Origin of the sequence: Sphingopyxis granuli NBRC 100800, assembly GCF_001591045.1 — a bacterium.
Lineage (GTDB): Bacteria > Pseudomonadota > Alphaproteobacteria > Sphingomonadales > Sphingomonadaceae > Sphingopyxis > Sphingopyxis granuli.
In genome coordinates this window covers 114,196-133,920 of record NZ_BCUA01000001.1, presented here as the reverse complement: position 1 = coordinate 133,920, position 19,725 = coordinate 114,196, and the positions used below count along the sequence as shown (strand labels likewise).

The following is a 19,725-nucleotide window of genomic DNA, read 5'->3' as shown; positions in this document are numbered from 1 at the left end:
CCTGCTCGATCGGCATTGGGCCTGAAAATACCCATTTGATCGTCAGAATCATTGAAATGAAATGCAGATAGGTGCATATATCAAGCAAGGAGTGCACTCATGCTTGCTGCTTTTCTAGATGACATTCGTGACGGCGACCTGATCGCACCGCGCCGCATGGCGGAGCGCTTGCGACTGCCGATGACGCGCCTGTCGCGGATTGCCCACCTCAATCGCAACACGATGACGGCGCATCCTGACAGTCCTGCCGTGCAGGCCAAGCTGGGAGAAATTGCGCGCATCATCACTCGCGCCGCCGAGCTTGCAGGCGATGAGGGCAGGGCGATCATCTGGTTCCGCCACCAGCCTATCCCCGGCTTTGGCAAGACGGCCGAGGAACTGGTAGAAGAGGGCAAGGCCGATGCGGTATTGTGGACGCTCGATAGCATGGACGAGGGCGTTTATTCCTGATGACATCGCTGGCGCCGCTGCAGGGTCGCTACTGGCGAATGCTTGGCGTGCGCTGGCAGCGCCGCCCACTCGAAAGCGGATCACACCGGACTGGCGGCCGCTGGAACCCCATGGGCATGCCCGCACTCTACCTCTCCGCGGACTATGTGACTGCGATAGTCGAGATGCATCAGGAGCTCGTGCGCCCCGGCACGCTGGCCGCCTATGATGTTACCGCCAACGCCATTGCCGATCTGCGCGGGACAGATCCGGCGATCACCGAATGCTTATGGCGACAGATATTCATGGTGGAGAAGGGCATTCCTCCCAGTTGGAAGCTCGCAGAGGAATTGACCCTTGCGGGTGCCGAGGGTGCGTTGGTTCCGTCTGTCCAGAACAAGGGTGGCACGAACCTTGTCTTGTGGAAGTGGCACGATGCCGGGGCAGAGGCCGAAACAGCGACAAGGGAGGGGGCTGCCCTGTCGTTGCTCGATCCCGAAGATGCACTAGCTGCTTGGGACCGGAATTGACGCAGTTGGATTGCAGGGGCCAGAAGGAATGCTTGTGCCGTTGCGACTGCTTGGCTTTGTCCGTGCCGAATTCTTCGAGACATTCTTAGGCAGGGGCTGCCAAACGGATAGCGCTCCGCCGCCTTCAAGGGTGGCTGGCTTCCATTTTACCGGAATGCCGGTTTCAGCGAAATGCTGAAACACCATCGACGTTGAATGCCTCTCCGATTGCCCGCAATTCCGAAACAAAGATCCGTTTCTACAAAATTCGCTGGACAGTGAATATTGCCATACCGCCGAATATGCGAATCTTTGAGCTTGAGGAGCGCGAATTGCTGGAGGAGCTGTGCGGCGCCGTAGCAGCGTTGCCGGGCGCTTCCGTGCATCAGCGCGACGGAGATGAGCGTGTCGGCGCGCAATATGTCGTGACGACGGAGGCCGCAGCGCAGGCATATGCGCCGTACCTCTCCGCGATCTCGCAGCTCAAATGCCGGATGCAGGGCGGGCGGCTGCACAGCGAGGTCCTCTCGCGCCCAATGCTCGACTCGTATCGAAAGGCTGGAATCTCGGCGTCATCGAAGATGCCAGCAAGCACGACATCGCGGTGGGCAAGAGGATCGACGGCATTGCCTATGCGCCGCCGGTCCAAGTCTATCTCGACCAACTTCCTCGCCGAACTCAACTGAAACCCGCCGCCACCGAGGGCGACACAAATCGATCAATCAGGGCAGGGCCGGGAAGTCCGGACGCGCATGACCCTCGACCAGCGCCCGCAACCCCGCCGGTTCCAGCACCTCGACCTTGTCGCCCCACTGATAGAGATGCCAGGCCATTTCCAGCCAGCCTGCGGCCTTGAACCGAACAATCAGACTGCCGTCGTCCCGATATTCGGCCGATTGGTTGGGATGGAACTGGAATTCCGCCGCGCGCGGAGCTGCTTCGGGAAGAAAACGCCAGACGACCTCACTATATTGGGCGGGGTCCTGATAGGCGCCGAAGGCCTGCGCCGCATGATCGTTCAAGGAAAAGCCGGACTGGATGGGAAAACTCTCATCGAGACATTCGGCGCTGTGAATGCGGTCCAGGCGAAAATGGCGGAGATTCTCACCTCGATCAGCCTGGCGCGCAACGAGATAGCTGCGCAATCCCAGCAAGAGCCCATGCGGCTCGACCGTCCGGGTTTCCGCGTCGGTGTCGCCATAGACAATGCGCATCTTGAACGGTCCGCGCAGCGCCTCGATCAGAACGTCGGTGACCTCAGGTCTCATCGCGACCTTCGGGCCTGGCCGCGCCACTTGGCCCAAAGCCGATAGCACCGCCTCCGCATCGGCTTCCGAGCGCAGCGCGTCGCGCGGGGAGAGGCGCGTGATCAGGCTGTCTCTTAGATCTTCCAGCGCGCGGGCGTGGCGAAGCCGGTTCTGATCGCGGGCCGCGCGAGCGGCGATTTCCAGCGCCTCGATGGTGTTTTCCTGGCGTGGTTGCAGCCGCTCGGGGATGGGACTTTGGATGCGCCAGCGCCGACGGCGATCGTCATCCTCCACGACAACGACATTCGCGAAATTATCCTCCAGCGCACTTGTCATGCGCTGCGCTGTGCGGTGCGAAATACCGAATTCCTGAGAGATTTCCTCAAGACTGATGCCCAAACGCCGGGAGGCGGCGAGCTGGGCGAGGCGCAGAAGATCGTTAGCCTTGGCGAAAGTCATTGCATGTCCATGTCACAGATTGACACCCTCGCATGCTAAGGATCAGGGTAACGCCTGTCGAGGTGATTCCCTCGTGGGGGCACAGGGCAAATCGAAGGGGGCCAAGTGAGGACGATCGGGAACACCATCCTGTTTTCAGCGACGGACCTTATGCGGTTCGTCGGCTGCGCGCATGCGACGGTGCTCGACCTTGCCTATATGCGCGGCGAGCCGCTCACCCCCCGGGAAGATACCGAGGATGCCGCGCTGCTTCAGAAACAGGGCGATGCCCATGAGGCCGCCCATTTGGTGACGCTGAAGGACGCGGGCCATGGAGTAGTCGAGATCGCGCGTGGCGACCTTGCACAGAACGCGGACGAGACGCGAGCGGCCCTGGCGCTGGGCTCGCAGATCATCTTCCAAGGGGCTTTTCTGGCTGAGCGGTGGGGTGGCTGGTCCGATTTTCTCGAGCGGGTCGAGCGACCATCATTGCTGGGGCCGTTCAGCTACGAAGTGACGGACACCAAGCAAAAGCGCAAAGCCCACCCCAAGCATGTGCTGCAGCTCGTGCTCTATTCCGACCTTTTGGCGGAGATCCAGGGGGTGATGCCGGAGCACGCGCATGTGCAGCTCGGTAATGGCACGCGCGCGACGCTGCGTTTGGCCGACTATGCTCATTATGCACGCGGTGCGCGGGCGAAGCTCGAGGCCTTTGTTGCGTCCCCCCAACCGACGCGGCCGATCCCTTGCGCGGATTGTTCGCTGTGCCGGTGGGCCGATCATTGCGACGCTGTCCTCACCAGCCAGGACAGCCTGTTCCAGGTCGCCAATATTACCCGCGGCCAAGTGAAGAAGCTCGAGGCATCCGGCATCGAAACTATGGCCGCGCTCGCTCGGCATGACGGCCCGGTGCGCGGCGTTGCGAGTGCAACAGCGGAGAAGCTTGTCGGCCAAGCACGATTGCAGCACGCGCGCAAAACCGGCGAACCCACCTTCGAGTTGCGCCCGGCACAGGCAGGCAAAGGCTTTGACCTGCTCCCTCGGCCGCAGGTGGGCGATCTCTTCTACGATATCGAGGGCGACCCCCATTATGAGGGAGGCCTTGAGTATCTGCACGGCGTTTGGGCCGATGGTAGTTTCCACGCCTTCTGGGCCCATGACCATGCCGCCGAAGCACAAGCGCTCGCACGGCTGCTTGCGTTTTTTCGCGATCGCCTCACGGCTTATCCGGAGGCCCGCATCTATCATTATGCGCCCTATGAGATCACCGCGCTGCGGCGTCTCACCACGCGCTATGGTATCGGCGAGGCCTTTCTCGACCGGCTCATGCGCGAACGCCGCTTTGTCGACCTCTATGCGGTCGTGCGCGGCGCGCTCATTGCTTCCGAACCGAGCTACTCCATCAAGGCGCTGGAGGCCTTTTATGGCTTGAAGCGCGAAGGCGAGGTCAAAACAGCGGGCGGGTCGGTCGTCGCTTATGAAAATTGGCGCGAGACGGGCGATCAGCAAATCCTCGACGAGATCGAGGACTATAATCGGATCGACTGCCAGTCGACCCAGCTTCTGCGCGATTGGCTAGTCAGCATCCGGCCCGATGGTCCGTGGCCCGTGCTTGCACAGGACGCGGCCGAGCAGGAGGCCGTCGAGGACGAGGAAACGACGGCGCTGCGCGATCGCCTGGCTGCGTCCACTTTGGCCCCAGAACGTCAGGAATTGCTGTTTAATCTGGGGCTGTTCCACAAGCGTGAAGCCAAGCCTGCCCAGTGGACGGTTTTCGACAGTGCGGCGCGCGATGAGGAAGAGCTTGTCGACGATCTCGACGCCTTGGCGGGACTCGAGGCGATATCCGGTATCGAACCCATCAAGCGCTCGGTGATGCGCACCTATCGCTTTCCGTCTCAGGAAACCAAATTGCGCGAAGGCGGCAAGGCCACTGTGCCCGGGATTGACGGGCCGCCGTCAACCGTCGCGATTGAGGCGCTGGATCGCGATGCGTGCACGATCACCTTGAAGGTCGGTGTGGCAAGGGCCGAACTGCTCGCCGATCGTCTGACCCTGCATCCGGATTGGCCGCTCGATACCAAGGTGTTGGCCGCAGCGGTGCGCGACGTCATCGAGGATCAATGCGGGCCGCGGCGCTTGTCTGCCGTCGATGATCTGCTGTCGGGTGCGGCCCCGCGTCTGAACGGCATTGACGGCGACATCCTCGGCGGCGGGGAGCCGGTGGGGGGCGCCATCGCCGCGGCGCGAGCCATGGATCAGACATTGCTCCCGATCCAGGGGCCGCCGGGAACGGGAAAGACGCACGTCACGGCCCGGGTGATCCTGGCGCTGGTCAGAGCGGGACATCGGGTCGCCGTCGCCTCGAACAGCCATGAAGCGATCCGCAATGTCCTGCTCGGCTGCCTGCGTGCTCGCGAGGAAGAAGGTGGCACCTTTCCCGTGTCGTTTGCCCACAAGGTTTCCGGAGGCGATGATGGCTATGCCAGCGATTGTCCGGTTCACCGCGCCACGGCCAATGATGACCTGATCCTCGCCCGCGCCAATGTGGTCGGCGGCACGGCCTTCTTCTTCGCGCGCGATGAGAATGTGCAGGGCTTCGATTGGTTGTTTGTCGATGAGGCGGGACAAGTGGGCCTCGCCAACATGGTCGCCATGGGTCGTGCCGCGCGCAATATCGTGCTGGTCGGCGATCCGCGTCAGCTGCCTCAGGTCATCCAGGGCGCGCATCCTGCGCCCGCCAACCTGTCATGCCTGGAATGGATGCTGGGCGAGCATGCCACCGTCTCTCCCGATCGGGGCATATTCCTTGCCGAGACCCGGCGGATGCATCCCGCGGTTTGTGACTTCATTTCAGACCAGGTCTATGAGGGGCGGCTAGCCAGCCATAGCGATACCGAGCGCCAGAGCGTTACCGGAACGGCCTGGCCCACGGCCGGCGCATATTGGGTTTCGGTTGCTCATGACGGTAATGCCCAGATTGCCGCCGAGGAAGTTGCGGCGATCGGAGCGGCAATCGAGAATCTCCTGCAAGGGAGCTGGACCGACAAGAACGGCGCCACGCGCCCTATCGGCCCCGGCGACATCATCGTCGTCGCCCCCTATAACGCACAGGTCAACGCGCTGCGGGCAGGGCTGCCGAGCAGCATCCGCGTCGGCACGGTCGACAAGTTCCAGGGCCAGGAGGCCCCTATATGCCTTGTCTCCATGACGGCATCCTCGGCCGACGAGACGGCCCGCGGCATGGAGTTTCTTTTTTCGCTCAACCGCATCAATGTCGCGGTCTCACGAGCTAAAGCGCTTGCGCTCGTTTTTGGCAGCGACCGCCTACGCGAGGCCAACTGCACCAGCATCGAGCAGATGCGGCTCGTCAACACGCTCTGTGCCCTTCCGCCATTTTCTGCGCCTCTCAGTACGGGATCTTGATCCATGCGTTTCCTCCACACCGCTGACTGGCAGCTCGGCAAACCCTTCGGCCGGTTCGAGCCCGAGGTGCGCGCGGCGCTTGGCGAAGCGCGCTTCGACGCCATCGACCGGATCGGCGAGGTCGCTGCAGCCCAGCAGGTGGGGCATGTGATCGTCGCGGGCGACATCTTCGATACCGAAGGTCCCGAAGATAGGGTCATCGTCCAGGCAGTCTCGCGGATGCAGCGCTATCCCTGCCGCTGGTGGCTGCTCCCGGGTAATCATGACTATGCCCGCAACGGCGGTTTGTGGGACCGCGTCCGTCACAAAGCGTCGGACAATATCATCCTGCTCGCCGAACCCATCGCGCAGGAGATGGAAGCAGGGGTCTGGCTGCTACCCGCACCGCTCCTCCATCGTCACCATCTCGACGATCCGACCGAGTTGTTCGACAGCATGGAAACGCCAGGCGCGAAGCTGCGTATCGGCCTTGCACATGGCTCCATCCGCGATTTTACCGCGCGCGGCGAGACCAAGAACCAGATCGCACCCGATCGCGCGAAGCGGTCCAATCTCGACTATCTTGCGCTCGGTGATTGGCATGGCACGCTCAAGGTCGAGCCGCGCACATGGTATGCCGGCACCCCCGAAACCGACGGTTTTCAGCGCGATGAGCCGGGTCATGCTCTGATAGTCGAGCTTGCGCCGGGAGTGGAACCGAAGGTGGAACCCGTGCGCACCGGCCGCTTCCAATGGCTGCTCAGGGATTGGACTTTGCAGGACTCGGCCGCCTTTTCGGCGGAATGCGACGTGCTGCTCTCGGCTATCGATCCTGCGGCAACGTTGCTGCGCCTTTCGCTGGCGGGCATCACGGGCCTTGCCGACCGCGTCGAGATTCTGTCACGGCTCGAAGAGGACCTGCGGCATCGCCTTCGTTACCTTGATGTCCGGGCGGACGATCTTGTTGGCCGGCCGGGCGAGCAGGATTTGGCGGATCTTAAGGTCGAGGGATTGCTCGGCATAGCGGCTGAGAAACTCACCGAGACGATCGCGGCCGGCGGGACTGAAGCCATATTGGCGCGGCGCGCGATAGAGCGGCTCTTTGTCGAATATCATCGGGGGAGCCAAGCATGAGCCTGCAACTCCGGCGGATCAGCCTCAACAATTTCCGCAAGTTCCGCGAGCCCCTGACGATCGAAGGGCTGGGCGAGGGGCTCAACATCATCATCGAGCCCAACGAGAGTGGGAAATCCACGATCCTTGAGGCCCTGCGTGCGGCTTTCTTCGTCCGCCATGCCACGAAGAATCAGCTCGCCCAAAGTTTTGCGCCTTATGGCGAGGCGGTCGCGCCAGAGATCGAAGTCAGTTTCAATATTGGCGCCGACAGCTGGAAAATCGCCAAGCGCTTTCTCAAAAGCCCACAGGTCGAAGTCACGGGGCCGCAGGGCCGAGCGCAGGGCGAGGAGGCCGAAAATCGGCTGCAGGCGCTTCTTGGGTTCGTCAAGGACAGCAGCCAGCGCGGTGACCCGGCCACCTATGGCGCGCTCGGTCTGCTTTGGGTTCCGCAGGCACAGGCGCTTGAAGTGACCGCGCCCGGCAGTATCGTGCGCAGTAGCATCCAGGCGACGCTGGAGGCGGAAGTCGGGACGATCGTCGGCGGCGCTGCCTATGAGCGCGTCCAAAAGCGGATCGATGAGCAATATGACATTTACTGGACGCCCACTGGAAAGGCGCAGTCGAAGGGGCGTTGGCAAGCGGCGCGGGATCGTGACCAGCAGGCACGGCAAGCCGCGGCGGACGCGACAATGCGACTCGATGCACTCGAAAAGAGTTTCGGCGAGCTGGAAGCGGCAAGCGGCCGACTGAAAGTTATTGAGCGGGAGCTGGCAGACGAGACCGAGCAAGAACAGCGCGCCGGTCTTGTTCAGGCTCTAGATGTCGCCAAGGCCGCCGCGCAGATCCTGGAGACCCGTAAGGCCGAACATGAGAATGTCTCTGCCAACCTCGATCGCATCGAGGATCTGCAGGCTCAGCACGAGGCCGCGAGGGAAGCGCTGAGGGTCGCTGGCGAATCTTTGACCGCAATCACCGCCGATCGCGAGCAGCTTGCTAGTCAGCTGAAAGCGGGACGCACGAAGGTGGCTGAGGCGAAGGCGGCACTCGACAAGGCGCGCGATGATCGCGCCGCAGCCCGCCAGGCGCTTAGCGAAGGGGAGGAACGTCTCGCTAAGCGTCAGCGCCACGCGGCCATCACCGATGCACGCCAGCGGCACACCAAACTCCTCGATCTCGAAAAGCAGCTGGCGGATGCCCGCAATCAGGCCGCACAGGTCATTCCGGCTGAGACGCTCGCTCGACTAGATGCCAATGACCGTGCGATCGCGGAGGCGCGGGCAGCCGTCAATGCCGGCGCTACCACTATCGAGCTTACGGGCGACGCTACGGGCATCACCATAGGCGGCGAGCCCCTGACACCAAATAGCCCGCGCACCTTGACCGGTGAGACGCAGATTGCCTTGGGCGGGGGCATCCTCGTCATCCGCCCACCGGCAACGGCAGCCAGTGCGGAAGCCAGTCTGGCCGAATTGCTCGAGCGGCAAGCTCTAGAGCTGGCCGAGTGGAACGTCGTCGATCTTGTCGCGGCGCGGACGCGAAACGATACGGCCCGCGATGCGCAGGGGACCGTCCAACTGCTCGAAACCAAGATTACCGCCCTCACGCCGGCACAGCCGCTGTTGGATCTTGCGGCAGGCCCTGATGCGCTCAAGCTGTTCGTGGCCGGTGTTCCAACGGAATCGCCGGCATCCGATGAAGACGAGATCTCGATCGATCTGCTTACCCGCAGCGTGGAAGAGGCGGAAACTGCCGCGGTGCGCGCTGAAACCCTGTATGACCAAGCCGTTCAGGATCTGCGAGAAATAGAGGATAGGGACCGCCCGCTTGCCGCTGAGCAGGCGGGCGCGGAGCGCGATCAGAGCCATGCGTCGGATCGCATCACTCAGATCGAACGGAAGCCCGATTTTGCCGGGCTCGCCGACGCCATCGCCAAAGCCCGGGAGGATGCTGCCCAGGCCGCTGTCAAGCTGGCCGAAGCAACGCGCGACGCCACCGCGCATGATGTGCAGGCGATCAACCGCAAGATCGAAACGATCGATAGCCGGGCAAGGGCCGGGCAAATCCGGCGGAGCGACCTCGAAAAGGATATCGCCCGCCTTGAGGCGATCATTGAGAGCGAGGGCGGCAAGGGCCTGGCGAGCCTGGCCGCAGCCGCAGCCGAAGAAGCCGATGCCGCAACACAGGCGCTGGCGCGGCTCGACGAAGAGGCGGCCACGATCAAACTGCTCAAGGATGTGCTGGACGAGGCGCGCGGGGAGGCATCTCGGACCTTTGTCGGCCCAGTGGCCCAGCGCGCTCGCGTGCATGTCGAGCGCCTGTTTCCCGGTGCCGACCTCAGCTTCGATGAAGAGCTCGGCCTGGCCTCGGTCACGCGATCCGGTCTGAGCGAAGCCTGCGGAACGCTCTCAAAGGGGACGCAGGAGCAGCTGGCGGTCCTGACCCGCCTCGCCTTTGCCGACATGCTGCTGGAGCAGGGCCTGCCGGTCTCGCTGATCCTCGACGATCCGCTGGTCTATTCCGACGATGGGCGGCTCGATCTTATGACGGAAATCCTGGAGGAAGCCTCCCAACGCATGCAGGTGATCCTGCTCACCTGCCGGGACCGGGCGTTCCGGCATTTGTCCGCAAACCGCGTGCAACTCTGAACGCCGCGGCGCTCTCAGGGCAATCGCCGGCCCCCTTCAAAGCTGCACGACCTCCACACTCGACAGGCGCACGATCGATTGCCTACACGAATCACATGTCAACCGCATACCACAGCAAATACATCGCTTACGATCTTACAAGGCAGGCGCCCCCGGGCGATGCCGACCAACTCTCGATGTCCCTATTCGATGCATCGGTCGATCTTAATCCCCATCAGATCGAAGCAGCGATGTTTGCTTTACAATCACCAATCTCAGAAGGGGCCATTCTTGCCGATGAAGTCGGCCTAGGAAAGACGATCGAAGCGGGGATCGTACTTTGCCAAAAATGGGCAGAGCGCAAAAGACGACTTCTAATCATTTGCCCAGCATCAATCCGGCAGCAATGGGCCAACGAGCTGACGGAGAAATTTAACCTTCCGGCAGTCGTTATTGATGCCAAAACGCACCGATCACTTCGACGCGAAGGCCACGCTTTGCCGCTGGAGCAAAAGGCCGTGGTCATCCTGTCGTACCATTACGCGGCCAAGCTGCAGGACGAGCTTCGTCACATCGCCTGGGACCTCGTTGTTATCGACGAGGCCCACAAGCTCCGCAACGCCTACCGCCCGAGCAATCGTATTGGCCAGGCTCTGCGCTGGGGGACTGAAGGCCGCAAAAAGCTCCTACTCACGGCCACGCCGCTTCAAAACAGCCTGATGGAACTCTACGGGCTGACATCGTTCATTGACGAGAACATTTTCGGTGACCCGAATGCCTTCCGCGCCAAATACGTAAACGCTGGCGGCGACATCCCTGGTCTGCGCCAACGGCTGGCGACATTCTGCAAGCGCACCCTGCGCAAGCAGGTTTTGGAATACGTCCGCTACACCCAGCGCCGGGCCGTCACGCAGCCGTTCTGCCCGACGGACGCCGAGCAGGCGCTTTACGACGCCATTTCCAAATTTCTGCAGCGTGAGGACAGCTACGCGATCCCGACGCGGCAGCGGCATCTGACCGTCCTGATCCTGCGCAAGTTACTGGCATCGTCTTCCCACGCCATCGCGGGCACGCTGGCCACGTTGCAACAGCGGCTGGTCGATCTTCGCGACGGTGCCGAGCCAGATGACAACTGGACTGATGAAATCATCACAGCCGAGGAGATCGAGGAGGAATTGCTCGACGAATGGCTTGCCGATGAAGATGAAGCCGACCAGTCACCCACCGTCATCGAGCCAGCTCGGCTTCGTTCCGAAATTGACGAGATTGCCGCGCTGGCAGCAATGGCACGCTCGATCGGCACCGACACAAAGTCCAAGGCCCTGCTTACCGCACTCGACATCGGTTTTGCCGAACAGGGCCGGATGGGAGCCGCCCGCAAGGCTCTGATCTTCACGGAATCCCGCCGCACCCAGGATTACCTCTACGCTTTCCTCGAATCCCATGGATATGCCGGGCAGGTCGTCACATTCAGCGGCACCAACAACGGTCCGCGCACAGCCGAAATTTATGACCAGTGGGTCAAGGCCAATGCCAACAGTGGCCGGGTCACGGGATCTCGCGCTATCGACCTTCGCAGCGCCCTGATCGACGAATTCCGAGACCATGCCTCGATCATGATCGCCACCGAGGCTGCGGCCGAAGGTGTGAACCTGCAGTTCTGCTCACAGGTCATCAATTACGATTTGCCCTGGAACCCGCAGCGGATCGAGCAGCGCATCGGCCGCTGCCACCGCTACGGACAGACCCACGATGTCATCGTCATCAATTTCCTGAACGAACGTAACGATGCCGATCAGCGGGTTCACGCCCTGCTGACCGAGAAGTTCAACCTGTTCGACGGTGTCTTCGGTGCATCCGACGACGTGCTTGGCTCGATCGAATCTGGCGTTGATTTCGAGAAGCGGATCCTGGCGATCTACCAGGACTGCCGTACACCAGACGAAATCGTTGCGGCGTTCGATGCCCTGCAGGCCGAGCTCGACGAACAGATCAACGCCCGCATGGAAGATACCCGCAAGGCCCTGCTGGAGCACTTCGACGAGGACGTTCACGCAAGGCTGCGACTTCGGCTGGAAAATGCGCGCCAGCAGCTTGATCGGGTAGGCCGCGCCTTCTGGAACCTGACCGAATTTGTGCTGCAGGACCGCGCCAGCTTTGATGAAGAGGCGCTGACGTTCGAACTGACGTCACCTCCCGCCGCGGACATTCCCAAGGGCCGGTACCATCTGATATCCCGGAATGCCGCCGGTCACCGCCCCGCGGCCGAGCATGGTTATTTCCTCTACCGTCTCTCGCACCCGCTGGGCGAATGCGTGATAGAGCAGGCCAAAGCAGCCGAAACACCCATAGCCGAGTTGCGCTTTGAAATTTCCTCGCATCCGGGACGGGTCGCGGTTGTCGAAGCGCTGAAGGGACGGAGCGGCTGGCTAACCCTGCGGCGCCTGACGGTGTCCGCGTTCGAAACTGAAGAATATCTGCTGTTCTCCGCTATCGACGATGCCGGGCGATCCATCGACCAGGAGGCCTGCACAAAACTGTTCGGCGTCGCCGCGACGGTTCACGAATGTTCCATCCTGCCGCCAGACTTGTCCGCTCGGCTGAATGCCGAAGCCGATCAGCACGTTCGCGCCACGCTCAATCGCTCGCTGGAGGCCAACAACAAGCATTTTGCAGTCGCCCGCGATCGGCTGGAGCACTGGGCGGAGGACAAGATCTTCGCGGCGGAAAAGGCGTTGAAGGACACCAAGGAGCAGATCAAAATGCTCCGCCGAGAGGCCCGTCAGGCGACCACCCTCGAGGAGGAGCACGGCTTCCAGTCACGGATCCAGGAGCTGGAGCGCCGCCAGCGCAAGCAGCGACAGGATATCTTCGTCCAGGAAGACGAGATTGCCGAGAAACGCGATGAGCTGATTGCCGGGCTACAGAAACGCATGCAGCGTGCGCAAGCCAGTGAAACCTTGTTCACGATCCGCTGGTCCGTCGTATAGGACTGCGGATGCATTGAGAGAATCCGGGAAGTACCAAAAGAATGAACAATTTCGACGCGCTGGTCACCAAACTACGTGAGATTTTCCAGATTGACCGGCCCGAGCTGGATTTCGGCGTCTATCGCATCCTCAACGCCCGCGCCGGCGAGATCGATGCCTATCTGACCACCCGGCTCAAGGAGCAAGTGGCAGAGGCGTTTACCTCAGGTGCCGCCGCCAACACCGACTCGCTGGCGAAGGAGCTGACCGACAAGATTGCTCAATATGAAGCCGACGGCGTCAATCCGGACACCGTGCCTGCCGTGCAGAAGCTCCGCGAGGCCATCGCTGCCGCCATCACCGGTGCGTCAGAACATGAAAATCAGGTGTTTTCCCACCTGCTGACCTTCTTCTCGCGCTACTACGACAAGGGCGATTTCATCAGCCAGCGCCGGTACAAGGGCGATACCTATGCCATCCCCTATTCCGGGGAAGAGGTGGTGCTGCACTGGGCCAACAAGGATCAGTATTACACCAAGTCCGGCGAAGCGTTCAGCAACTACGGCTTCAAGCTCGAAGACGGGCGGTCGGTGCAATTCAGGCTCGTCGCGGCCGACACCGCGAAGGACAATCGCAAGGACAATGACAAGGAGCGCCGGTTCGTCCTGGCCGAATCCCGCACCGTCACCCGGATCGACGAGGACGGCGAGGAATACGACGAGACCATCGTCCCCGTCAGCGAGGAAGACGGCACGCTGGTGATCCGCTTCGATTACAAGGCCATGCCAAAGGGCACGAAACAGGACGCACTGGTCAGCCAGGCGGTTGCCTCCGTGCTGGCGGACGAAACAGTCAAGGCAAAGTGGCTGGGCCTGACCGAGCGTGCGCCGACGGAAAGCAACCCGCAGCGCACCATTCTGGATAAGTGCCTCACCAACTACACCCAGAAGAACACCGCCGACTATTTCATTCACAAGGATCTCGGCGGATTCCTGCGGCGGGAGCTGGACTTCTACATCAAGAACGAGGTCATGAAGCTCGACGATGTGCAAAACGCAGCGGCGTTCGGCGCGATCGAGAAGAACCTGCGCATGATCCAGTGCCTGCGCGCGATCGCACTGCACCTGATCACGTTCCTCGCCAGCATCGAGGATTTCCAAAAAAAGCTGTGGCTGAAAAAGAAGTTCGTCGTGTCGGCGCACTACTGCGTCACGCTCGACCGGACGCCAGAGGACCTTTATCCGGCAATTGCCGCAAACCCGGCGCAATGGGCGCAGTGGCATGACCTGGGAATGCGCGACAGCGCGGAGGCTGGCAGCATAAGTGACCTCAAGGCATCGCCTTATCTGATGGTGGACACAGCATTGTTCGAGTCAGCGTTCCGGGCCGATCTACTGAAAGCCATTCCTGATTTGGATGCCAGCACCGACGGGCTATTGGTACATGGGGATAATTTCCAGGCACTGACGCTGTTGACCGAGCGATACAGGGGATGCGTCAAAGCCACTTACATTGACCCGCCTTACAACACCGACGCGTCGGCCATTAACTACAAGAATGGCTACAAGTCCTCTTCATGGGCGTGCTTGTTGCAAAGTCGCCTAGCCGCAGGTGCGCCGCTTATGCGCAGTGACGGCGTCCTCATGGCCGCTATCGATGATGTGCAATTCCGAGAGCTTTCCTTTATTTGCCAGGATGTCTTTGCCGGTAACCTGCTTGGCACCTTCTCCATTCGGGCAAATCCATCTGGCCGACCAACTCAAACAGGTTACTCGATCTCTCATGAGTACTTGATCGCCGCTGGCGCTTCAGATCAGGCAACGATTGGCCGACTGCCACCGACGCCAGACCAAACGGCTCGCTTCAATCAAATTGATGCGGATGGTCCATTCGAATGGCGAAACTTGCGGCGTGAGGGATCGGACTCAAACCGTCGAGATCGCCCACGCATGTATTACCCCATATATCTCACGTCCGATTCTTATCGCGTACCTCAAATGGAATGGAACGCGGATCGCAACGAGTGGACCATTCTAGAACAACCCAACGACGATGAGCAGGTGGCGTGGCCGACGAACGATGACGGTCACGAAAAGAGGTGGCGGTGGGAGTCTGAGACAGTCCGCGCAGCCGGCAACCAAATCCAAGTCCGCGCTGATCGATCTGGACGCTTGTATCCTTATTTGAAGCGTCGACCGCACGAGCTCGGCGTTGTATCAGTTTCGACTTGGAATGATGCAAAGTACTCCGCAACAGAGCATGGAACCGCTCTAATTAAAGATCTATTTGGAACCTCTGTATTTTCTTATCCAAAATCTATTCATGCTGTTCGTGACGCAATTTATATTTCCGGATGCAATAAGTCGGACGCAATTGCTCTGGATTATTTTGGAGGATCCGGCACGACAGCTCACGCGATTATAGAACTCAATCGGTCAGATGGTGGTCGGCGCAAATATATAATTGTTGAGCAAGGAGAGTACTTCGACCCTGTTCTGAAGCCTCGTGTTCAAAAGACTGTCTATTCGAAAGAATGGGATAACGGGCATCCGACGACTCCCCAGACCGGCGTTAGCCACACCTTCAAGGTCCTTAGGGTCGAGAGCTACGAGGACACGCTGAACAACCTGAACCTACGGCGCGACGACCGGCAGGGTGCATTGCTCGATGCCATGAGCGACCAGGCGCGCGACGATTATCTGATGCGCTACATGCTCAATGTAGAAGCGCGCGGGTCGCTGCTGTCAGTAGAGGATTTCCGCAAGCCGTTCGACTATACGCTCAACATCGCGGTCGACAGCGCGGGCGCCTATGAACCGCGCAAGGTCGATTTGGTCGAGACCTTCAACTACCTGATCGGCCTCACCGTTCGGCACATCGACATTCAGCACAAGCAGGGCTTTGTGACGGTCGAGGGGACATTGCCGACTGGCGAGAAGACGCTGATCCTGTGGCGCGATTGCGAAGTGCTCGATTACGAAGGCCTGACCCGCTTGTGCGACAAGCTGGCGATCAACCCGGCGGACAGTGAATACGAGATTGTCTACCTCAACGGCGACCACAACATCCCATCGGTGCTGACCGCCAGCGAGGCTGAAGGGGAGGTCACTAAGGCCTTGAAGCTACGCCAGATTGAACCGGCTTTTCTGGAGGCCATGTTCTCTAATGCAGAGGGGGCCTGATATGGACCAGATCCCGGTTCGACCAGCCAATCCCGACGACAGGTCTAATGCCGTTATTTTGTCGTTCGGAGCGAAATGGGCTGATCCGATCAAACGTGGCGCGACAACGTGGGTTATCAGAAAGCGTGTGCCATTGGTGACGAAGCCTGAATTTGTCTATTTCCACGTGAATGCCCCTGTTAGTGCGATAATCGCTCGGGGCAGAGTCGGTACCATTGGGAGAGTTTCTGCCACTTTTGCTGCGGAGCACCACCAATATCTCGAAATGACTAAGAGCGACATCCTGTCTTATGTAGGCAATGCTCCCACAATTGGCCTCTTCAAATTCGAAAGTATCGAAATTGCTCCTAAGGCCGCGAAGATATCCGAGCTGACCGAGATGCTTGAATACTTCGCGCCACAGAGCTTCTCTTTCGTTTCAAGGGAGGCACTGCCGATTATCGATAAGGCGTGTGGTTTCTGATGGCTCGCACTCCCCGCGCCGCGCGTGCCCGGCGCACGTTCCACCAGGAGCTGGTGCTCAACCGCTGGATGCTCAGCCATTTCAAGGGCGGATCGCTTTCCGCGCTTAAAGAACGGCTGGGCGAAGACCGGCACGAAGGCATCGACGACGACGGCCAGACCCGCTTCTTCCACGAGCTGACCCGCAACCTGTTCAACATGGACCGGATCAGCGAGGCGGATCTGCGGCGCTATGACCTCAACATCGTGCGTCACTGGCAGGCCATCACCCACCGCCGCAACGCCACCGATGGTGTGATCCTGACGCTGAAGTACTTCCAGTACCTGTCGCTGCTTTTTGCTGAAATCTATCTCGACTGGTATTTTAACCGGCCCCAGCAATTGCTCGATGGCCTGAACGAGCAGATGGCGGCCTACCGGCTGGAGCCGGGCGCCGAGAATTTCCGTGACTACACGGCGGACGACCTAAACAAGCTGGCTTTCTGGAACGCCACCGGCAGCGGCAAGACGCTGCTGCTGCACGTCAACATCCACCAGTACCTGCACTATTTCCAGAACGGCCGAAGCAACGTCTGGCCCGACCGGATCATCCTGCTGACGCCGAACGAAGGCCTGTCGCGCCAGCATCTGGAGGAATTCCGGCTCTCCGGTATCAACGCCCACCTGTTCGACAAGAACCAGTCTGACAGCCTCTACAAGGGTTGGATCGATGTCATCGAAGTAACAAAGCTGGCCGAGGAAATGGGTGACAAGACCGTCGCCACGGGTGCCTTCGAAGGCAACAACCTTGTCCTAGTCGACGAAGGGCATCGCGGCGCCGGCACGGCGGGTGGCGTTTGGATGGCACGGCGCGCGGCGCTGGTACGCGGCGGCTTCGCCTTCGAATACAGCGCCACCTTCAGTCAGTCGGTCGCCAAGGGCGCAACGGTCGAAAAGGCCGAGCAGGACATTCTGAACGCCAAGGCCCGGCGCCAGTTTGCAAGGACCTATCGGCAGCTCGACGAGAGCGAGAAGGCGCAGGTCGCGCTCACTTCGGCCGACCATGCCCGCGCGCGGATCGAAGGCGTTCGCGAGGCTTACGCCAAGGCCGTGCTGATCGATTACAGCTACAAGTACTTCTACGCCGACGGCTACGGGAAGGAGTCGCTGATCCTGAACCTGGACGATGCCGGGTACGACAAGCATGGTGCGCTTTATTTCACAGCCTGCCTGCTCAGCTTTTACCAGCAGCTCTGGCTGTGGGACACGCACCGTGACCAGATTGCCGAATTCAACATCGACAAGCCGCTGTGGGTATTCGTCGGCAATACCGTGTCGGGCGAAGACAGCGATGTTCTGTCGGTGCTCGAGTTCCTGGCCTCGTTCCTGAACGATGACGCCCAGTCCATCGAATGGATCGCCGACCTGATCGCAGACAAGGCGCGATTGCTGGATCCAAAGGGTAACGACGTTTTTGCCGGGCGATTCTCGCCCCTCATGCAGCGCGATGCCGAAACGATATATGCCGACGTACTGCGCCGCCTGTTCAACGCCGAAGCGCGCCAGCGGCTAAAGCTGGTCAATCTCAAGGGCAGCAAGGGCGAACTAGCCTTGCGCATCGGCAATGCGCCCCACTTTGGCGTCATCAACATCGGCGACGATGCCGGGTTCTTCAAAACGGCGGAGGATGTCGACGCCTTCGATACCGAATCCGACGACTTCGGCGACGGCCTGTTCGGCACGATCAATCAGGAGGGCAGCAAGCTCAACGTCTTGATCGGTTCGCGCAAGTTCACCGAAGGCTGGTCCAGCTGGCGCGTCTCGACCATGGGCCTGCTCAACATGGGCCAAGGCGAAGGCTCGCAGATCATCCAGCTGTTCGGGCGCGGCGTGCGCCTGAAGGGCAGGGGCATGTCACTCAAACGCTCGCTTCCGAACGAACGGCCCAAAGGTGTGCATCTGGAGCGGCTGGAAACGCTCAACATCTTCGGCGTTCGGGCCAACTACATGGCCGCCTTCAAGGATTACCTAAAGGAAGAGGGCATCACGCCCAGCGACGAGATAATCGAGCTGAACTTCCCCACGAGGTCCAACCTGCCGGCTGACAAGCGCCTCAAGACGCTCAAGCTGAAGGACGGCTACAAGGACAATCAGATCAAGGGCTTCAAGCGCACGCACTTCCCTTGGCTGTATGAAGTGCCAGCGGATTTCGTCGGCAAGATCAAGCTGCCGCATGCCACGCTAGACCTTTATCCGAGGATCGAAGCGCTCAGCACGAAGGACAATTCTGCCGTCAAGGTTGCGCCCGATGCGCGTTACAAGGGCAAGATTGATCACGCCGCCATGGCCATGTTCGACTGGGACGCGGTGTTTCTCGCATTGCAGGAATACAAGCTATTGAAGGCCTGGAGCAACCTTCGGCTAGACCGGCAGCGCCTGATCGACTTCTGCGCTGGCAGCGACGCTTGGTACACGTTGTTCATTCCCCAGGCAGAGTTGGCCATAAACGGCTTTGCCGACGTCAACAAGCAGCAGGACATTCTCGTTCAGCTACTGACCGAATATACCGATCGCTTCTATCAGGCATTGAAAGCCGGGTACGAGGGGCAGTTCTACGACGTCGCCTACATCACCGACGATCACGGCTCGATGCTAAAGCTCTATCAGTTCGAGATTGACGCCACGGACGATGGTCGGGAATACGAGGCCAAGCTAAAGGTTCTCAAGGACCTAGTTGCCGCTAGCAAGATCGGCGAAGCGAGCAAGTGGAATGCGCCTCACATGGTCGCGATCAGCTTTGCTCGCCACCTATATTATCCGCTGATGGCACCTGACGTGACCGGTAACTTGCCTCTGAAGATGCGTCCTCTGGCCTTCGATTCCCCCAGCGAGGTTCAATTCGTTCGCGATCTAGAAGCGTTCTACAATTCATCGGTCGCCAAAGAGCTGCTTGCTGGGCGGAGCCTGTATCTGCTGCGCAATGCAGACACTCAGGCGAAAGGCCTAGGCTTCGCAAGAGCCGGTAATTTCTATCCCGACTTTCTGCTATGGCTGGTCGATGATGCGACGGGCCAGCAGTGGCTCAGCTTTGTTGATCCGAAAGGCATCCGGAACCTCGACCTCAACGACCCGAAGCTAGGGCTCTATTCCGAGATCAAGGAACGTCAGAAGGAACTAGACGATCCGGACCTAATCCTGAATGCCTTCATCCTGTCTTACACTCAGTACAGCGACCTCTTGAACGTCGGGACTGCAGGTTCAAAGGAGGATCTGGAGACGCGCAATGTGCTTTTCATGGACGATGGCTCCGAGAAGTATTTGAGCAAGATGTTAAAAAGTATCGGAGCTGTTTCAACGGCATAACA

At 60.2% G+C, this 19,725-nt stretch carries 11 protein-coding genes; 10 read left to right on the top strand and 1 reads right to left on the bottom strand.

Annotation, left to right across the window (positions count from 1 at the left end; translation table 11 throughout):
- The first annotated feature begins 99 nt into the window (after positions 1-99).
- From SGR02S_RS00575 to SGR02S_RS00565, 3 genes are all read left to right on the top strand, one after another.
- Complete coding sequence (locus SGR02S_RS00575) at positions 100-450, top strand: antitoxin Xre/MbcA/ParS toxin-binding domain-containing protein (protein WP_067105066.1); 351 nt, start codon at positions 100-102, stop codon at positions 448-450.
- Positions 450-959 (top strand): RES family NAD+ phosphorylase, encoded by a 510-nt coding sequence (locus tag SGR02S_RS00570; RefSeq protein ID WP_067105064.1) that lies wholly within the window; start codon positions 450-452, stop codon positions 957-959. The genes SGR02S_RS00575 and SGR02S_RS00570 overlap by 1 nt, the downstream gene beginning before the upstream one ends.
- Positions 960-1,150: 191 nt before the next feature.
- Positions 1,151-1,624, top strand: coding sequence for a hypothetical protein (locus tag SGR02S_RS00565; RefSeq protein ID WP_156482901.1), 474 nt, complete (start codon positions 1,151-1,153; stop codon positions 1,622-1,624).
- Positions 1,625-1,660: 36 nt separating this feature from the next.
- On the opposite strand, the gene SGR02S_RS00560 is transcribed toward SGR02S_RS00565, so the two are convergent.
- Positions 1,661-2,644 carry a helix-turn-helix transcriptional regulator gene (locus tag SGR02S_RS00560; RefSeq protein ID WP_067105057.1) on the bottom strand — a complete coding sequence of 328 codons (984 nt, stop codon included), beginning with the start codon at positions 2,642-2,644 and terminating at the stop codon, positions 1,661-1,663.
- Between the two features lie 105 nt (positions 2,645-2,749).
- Here SGR02S_RS00560 and SGR02S_RS00555 point away from each other — a divergent pair, with 105 nt between their 5' ends.
- The 7 genes from SGR02S_RS00555 (at position 2,750) to SGR02S_RS00525 (ending at position 19,723) form a co-directional block, all read left to right on the top strand.
- Positions 2,750-6,049 (top strand): TM0106 family RecB-like putative nuclease, encoded by a 3,300-nt coding sequence (locus SGR02S_RS00555; protein ID WP_082796850.1) that lies wholly within the window; start codon positions 2,750-2,752, stop codon positions 6,047-6,049.
- Between the two features lie 3 nt (positions 6,050-6,052).
- Positions 6,053-7,162 (top strand): metallophosphoesterase family protein, encoded by a 1,110-nt coding sequence (locus SGR02S_RS00550; RefSeq protein WP_067105053.1) that lies wholly within the window; start codon positions 6,053-6,055, stop codon positions 7,160-7,162.
- Entirely contained in the window at positions 7,159-9,789 is a 2,631-nt protein-coding gene (locus tag SGR02S_RS00545) for an AAA family ATPase (RefSeq protein WP_067105051.1), read from the top strand. The genes SGR02S_RS00550 and SGR02S_RS00545 overlap by 4 nt, the downstream gene beginning before the upstream one ends.
- A 95-nt stretch (positions 9,790-9,884) precedes the next feature.
- Positions 9,885-12,758, top strand: a complete 2,874-nt coding sequence (locus tag SGR02S_RS00540) for an SNF2-related protein (RefSeq protein ID WP_067105047.1) — start codon at positions 9,885-9,887, stop codon at positions 12,756-12,758.
- Between the two features lie 41 nt (positions 12,759-12,799).
- Entirely contained in the window at positions 12,800-15,919 is a 3,120-nt protein-coding gene (locus SGR02S_RS00535) for a site-specific DNA-methyltransferase (RefSeq protein WP_067105046.1), read from the top strand.
- Position 15,920: 1 nt separating this feature from the next.
- A complete protein-coding gene (locus SGR02S_RS19795) occupies positions 15,921-16,382 on the top strand; it encodes a hypothetical protein (protein ID WP_156482900.1) in 462 nt (153 codons plus the stop codon).
- A complete protein-coding gene (locus SGR02S_RS00525) occupies positions 16,382-19,723 on the top strand; it encodes a DEAD/DEAH box helicase family protein (protein WP_067105042.1) in 3,342 nt (1,113 codons plus the stop codon). The genes SGR02S_RS19795 and SGR02S_RS00525 overlap by 1 nt, the downstream gene beginning before the upstream one ends.
- The last annotated feature ends 2 nt before the right edge of the window (positions 19,724-19,725 follow it).

Excerpts from the sequence above, each read along its gene's own strand:
- SGR02S_RS00575 (WP_067105066.1), top strand. The coding sequence starts at position 100 with ATGCTTGCTGCTTTTCTAGATGACATTCGTGACGGCGACCTGATCGCA.
- SGR02S_RS00570 (WP_067105064.1), top strand. The coding sequence starts at position 450 with ATGACATCGCTGGCGCCGCTGCAGGGTCGCTACTGGCGAATGCTTGGC.
- SGR02S_RS00560 (WP_067105057.1), bottom strand. The coding sequence starts at position 2,644 with ATGACTTTCGCCAAGGCTAACGATCTTCTGCGCCTCGCCCAGCTCGCC.
- SGR02S_RS00550 (WP_067105053.1), top strand. The coding sequence starts at position 6,053 with ATGCGTTTCCTCCACACCGCTGACTGGCAGCTCGGCAAACCCTTCGGC.
- SGR02S_RS00545 (WP_067105051.1), top strand. The coding sequence starts at position 7,159 with ATGAGCCTGCAACTCCGGCGGATCAGCCTCAACAATTTCCGCAAGTTC.
- SGR02S_RS00540 (WP_067105047.1), top strand. The coding sequence starts at position 9,885 with ATGTCAACCGCATACCACAGCAAATACATCGCTTACGATCTTACAAGG.
- SGR02S_RS00535 (WP_067105046.1), top strand. The coding sequence starts at position 12,800 with ATGAACAATTTCGACGCGCTGGTCACCAAACTACGTGAGATTTTCCAG.
- SGR02S_RS19795 (WP_156482900.1), top strand. The coding sequence starts at position 15,921 with ATGGACCAGATCCCGGTTCGACCAGCCAATCCCGACGACAGGTCTAAT.
- SGR02S_RS00525 (WP_067105042.1), top strand. The coding sequence starts at position 16,382 with ATGGCTCGCACTCCCCGCGCCGCGCGTGCCCGGCGCACGTTCCACCAG.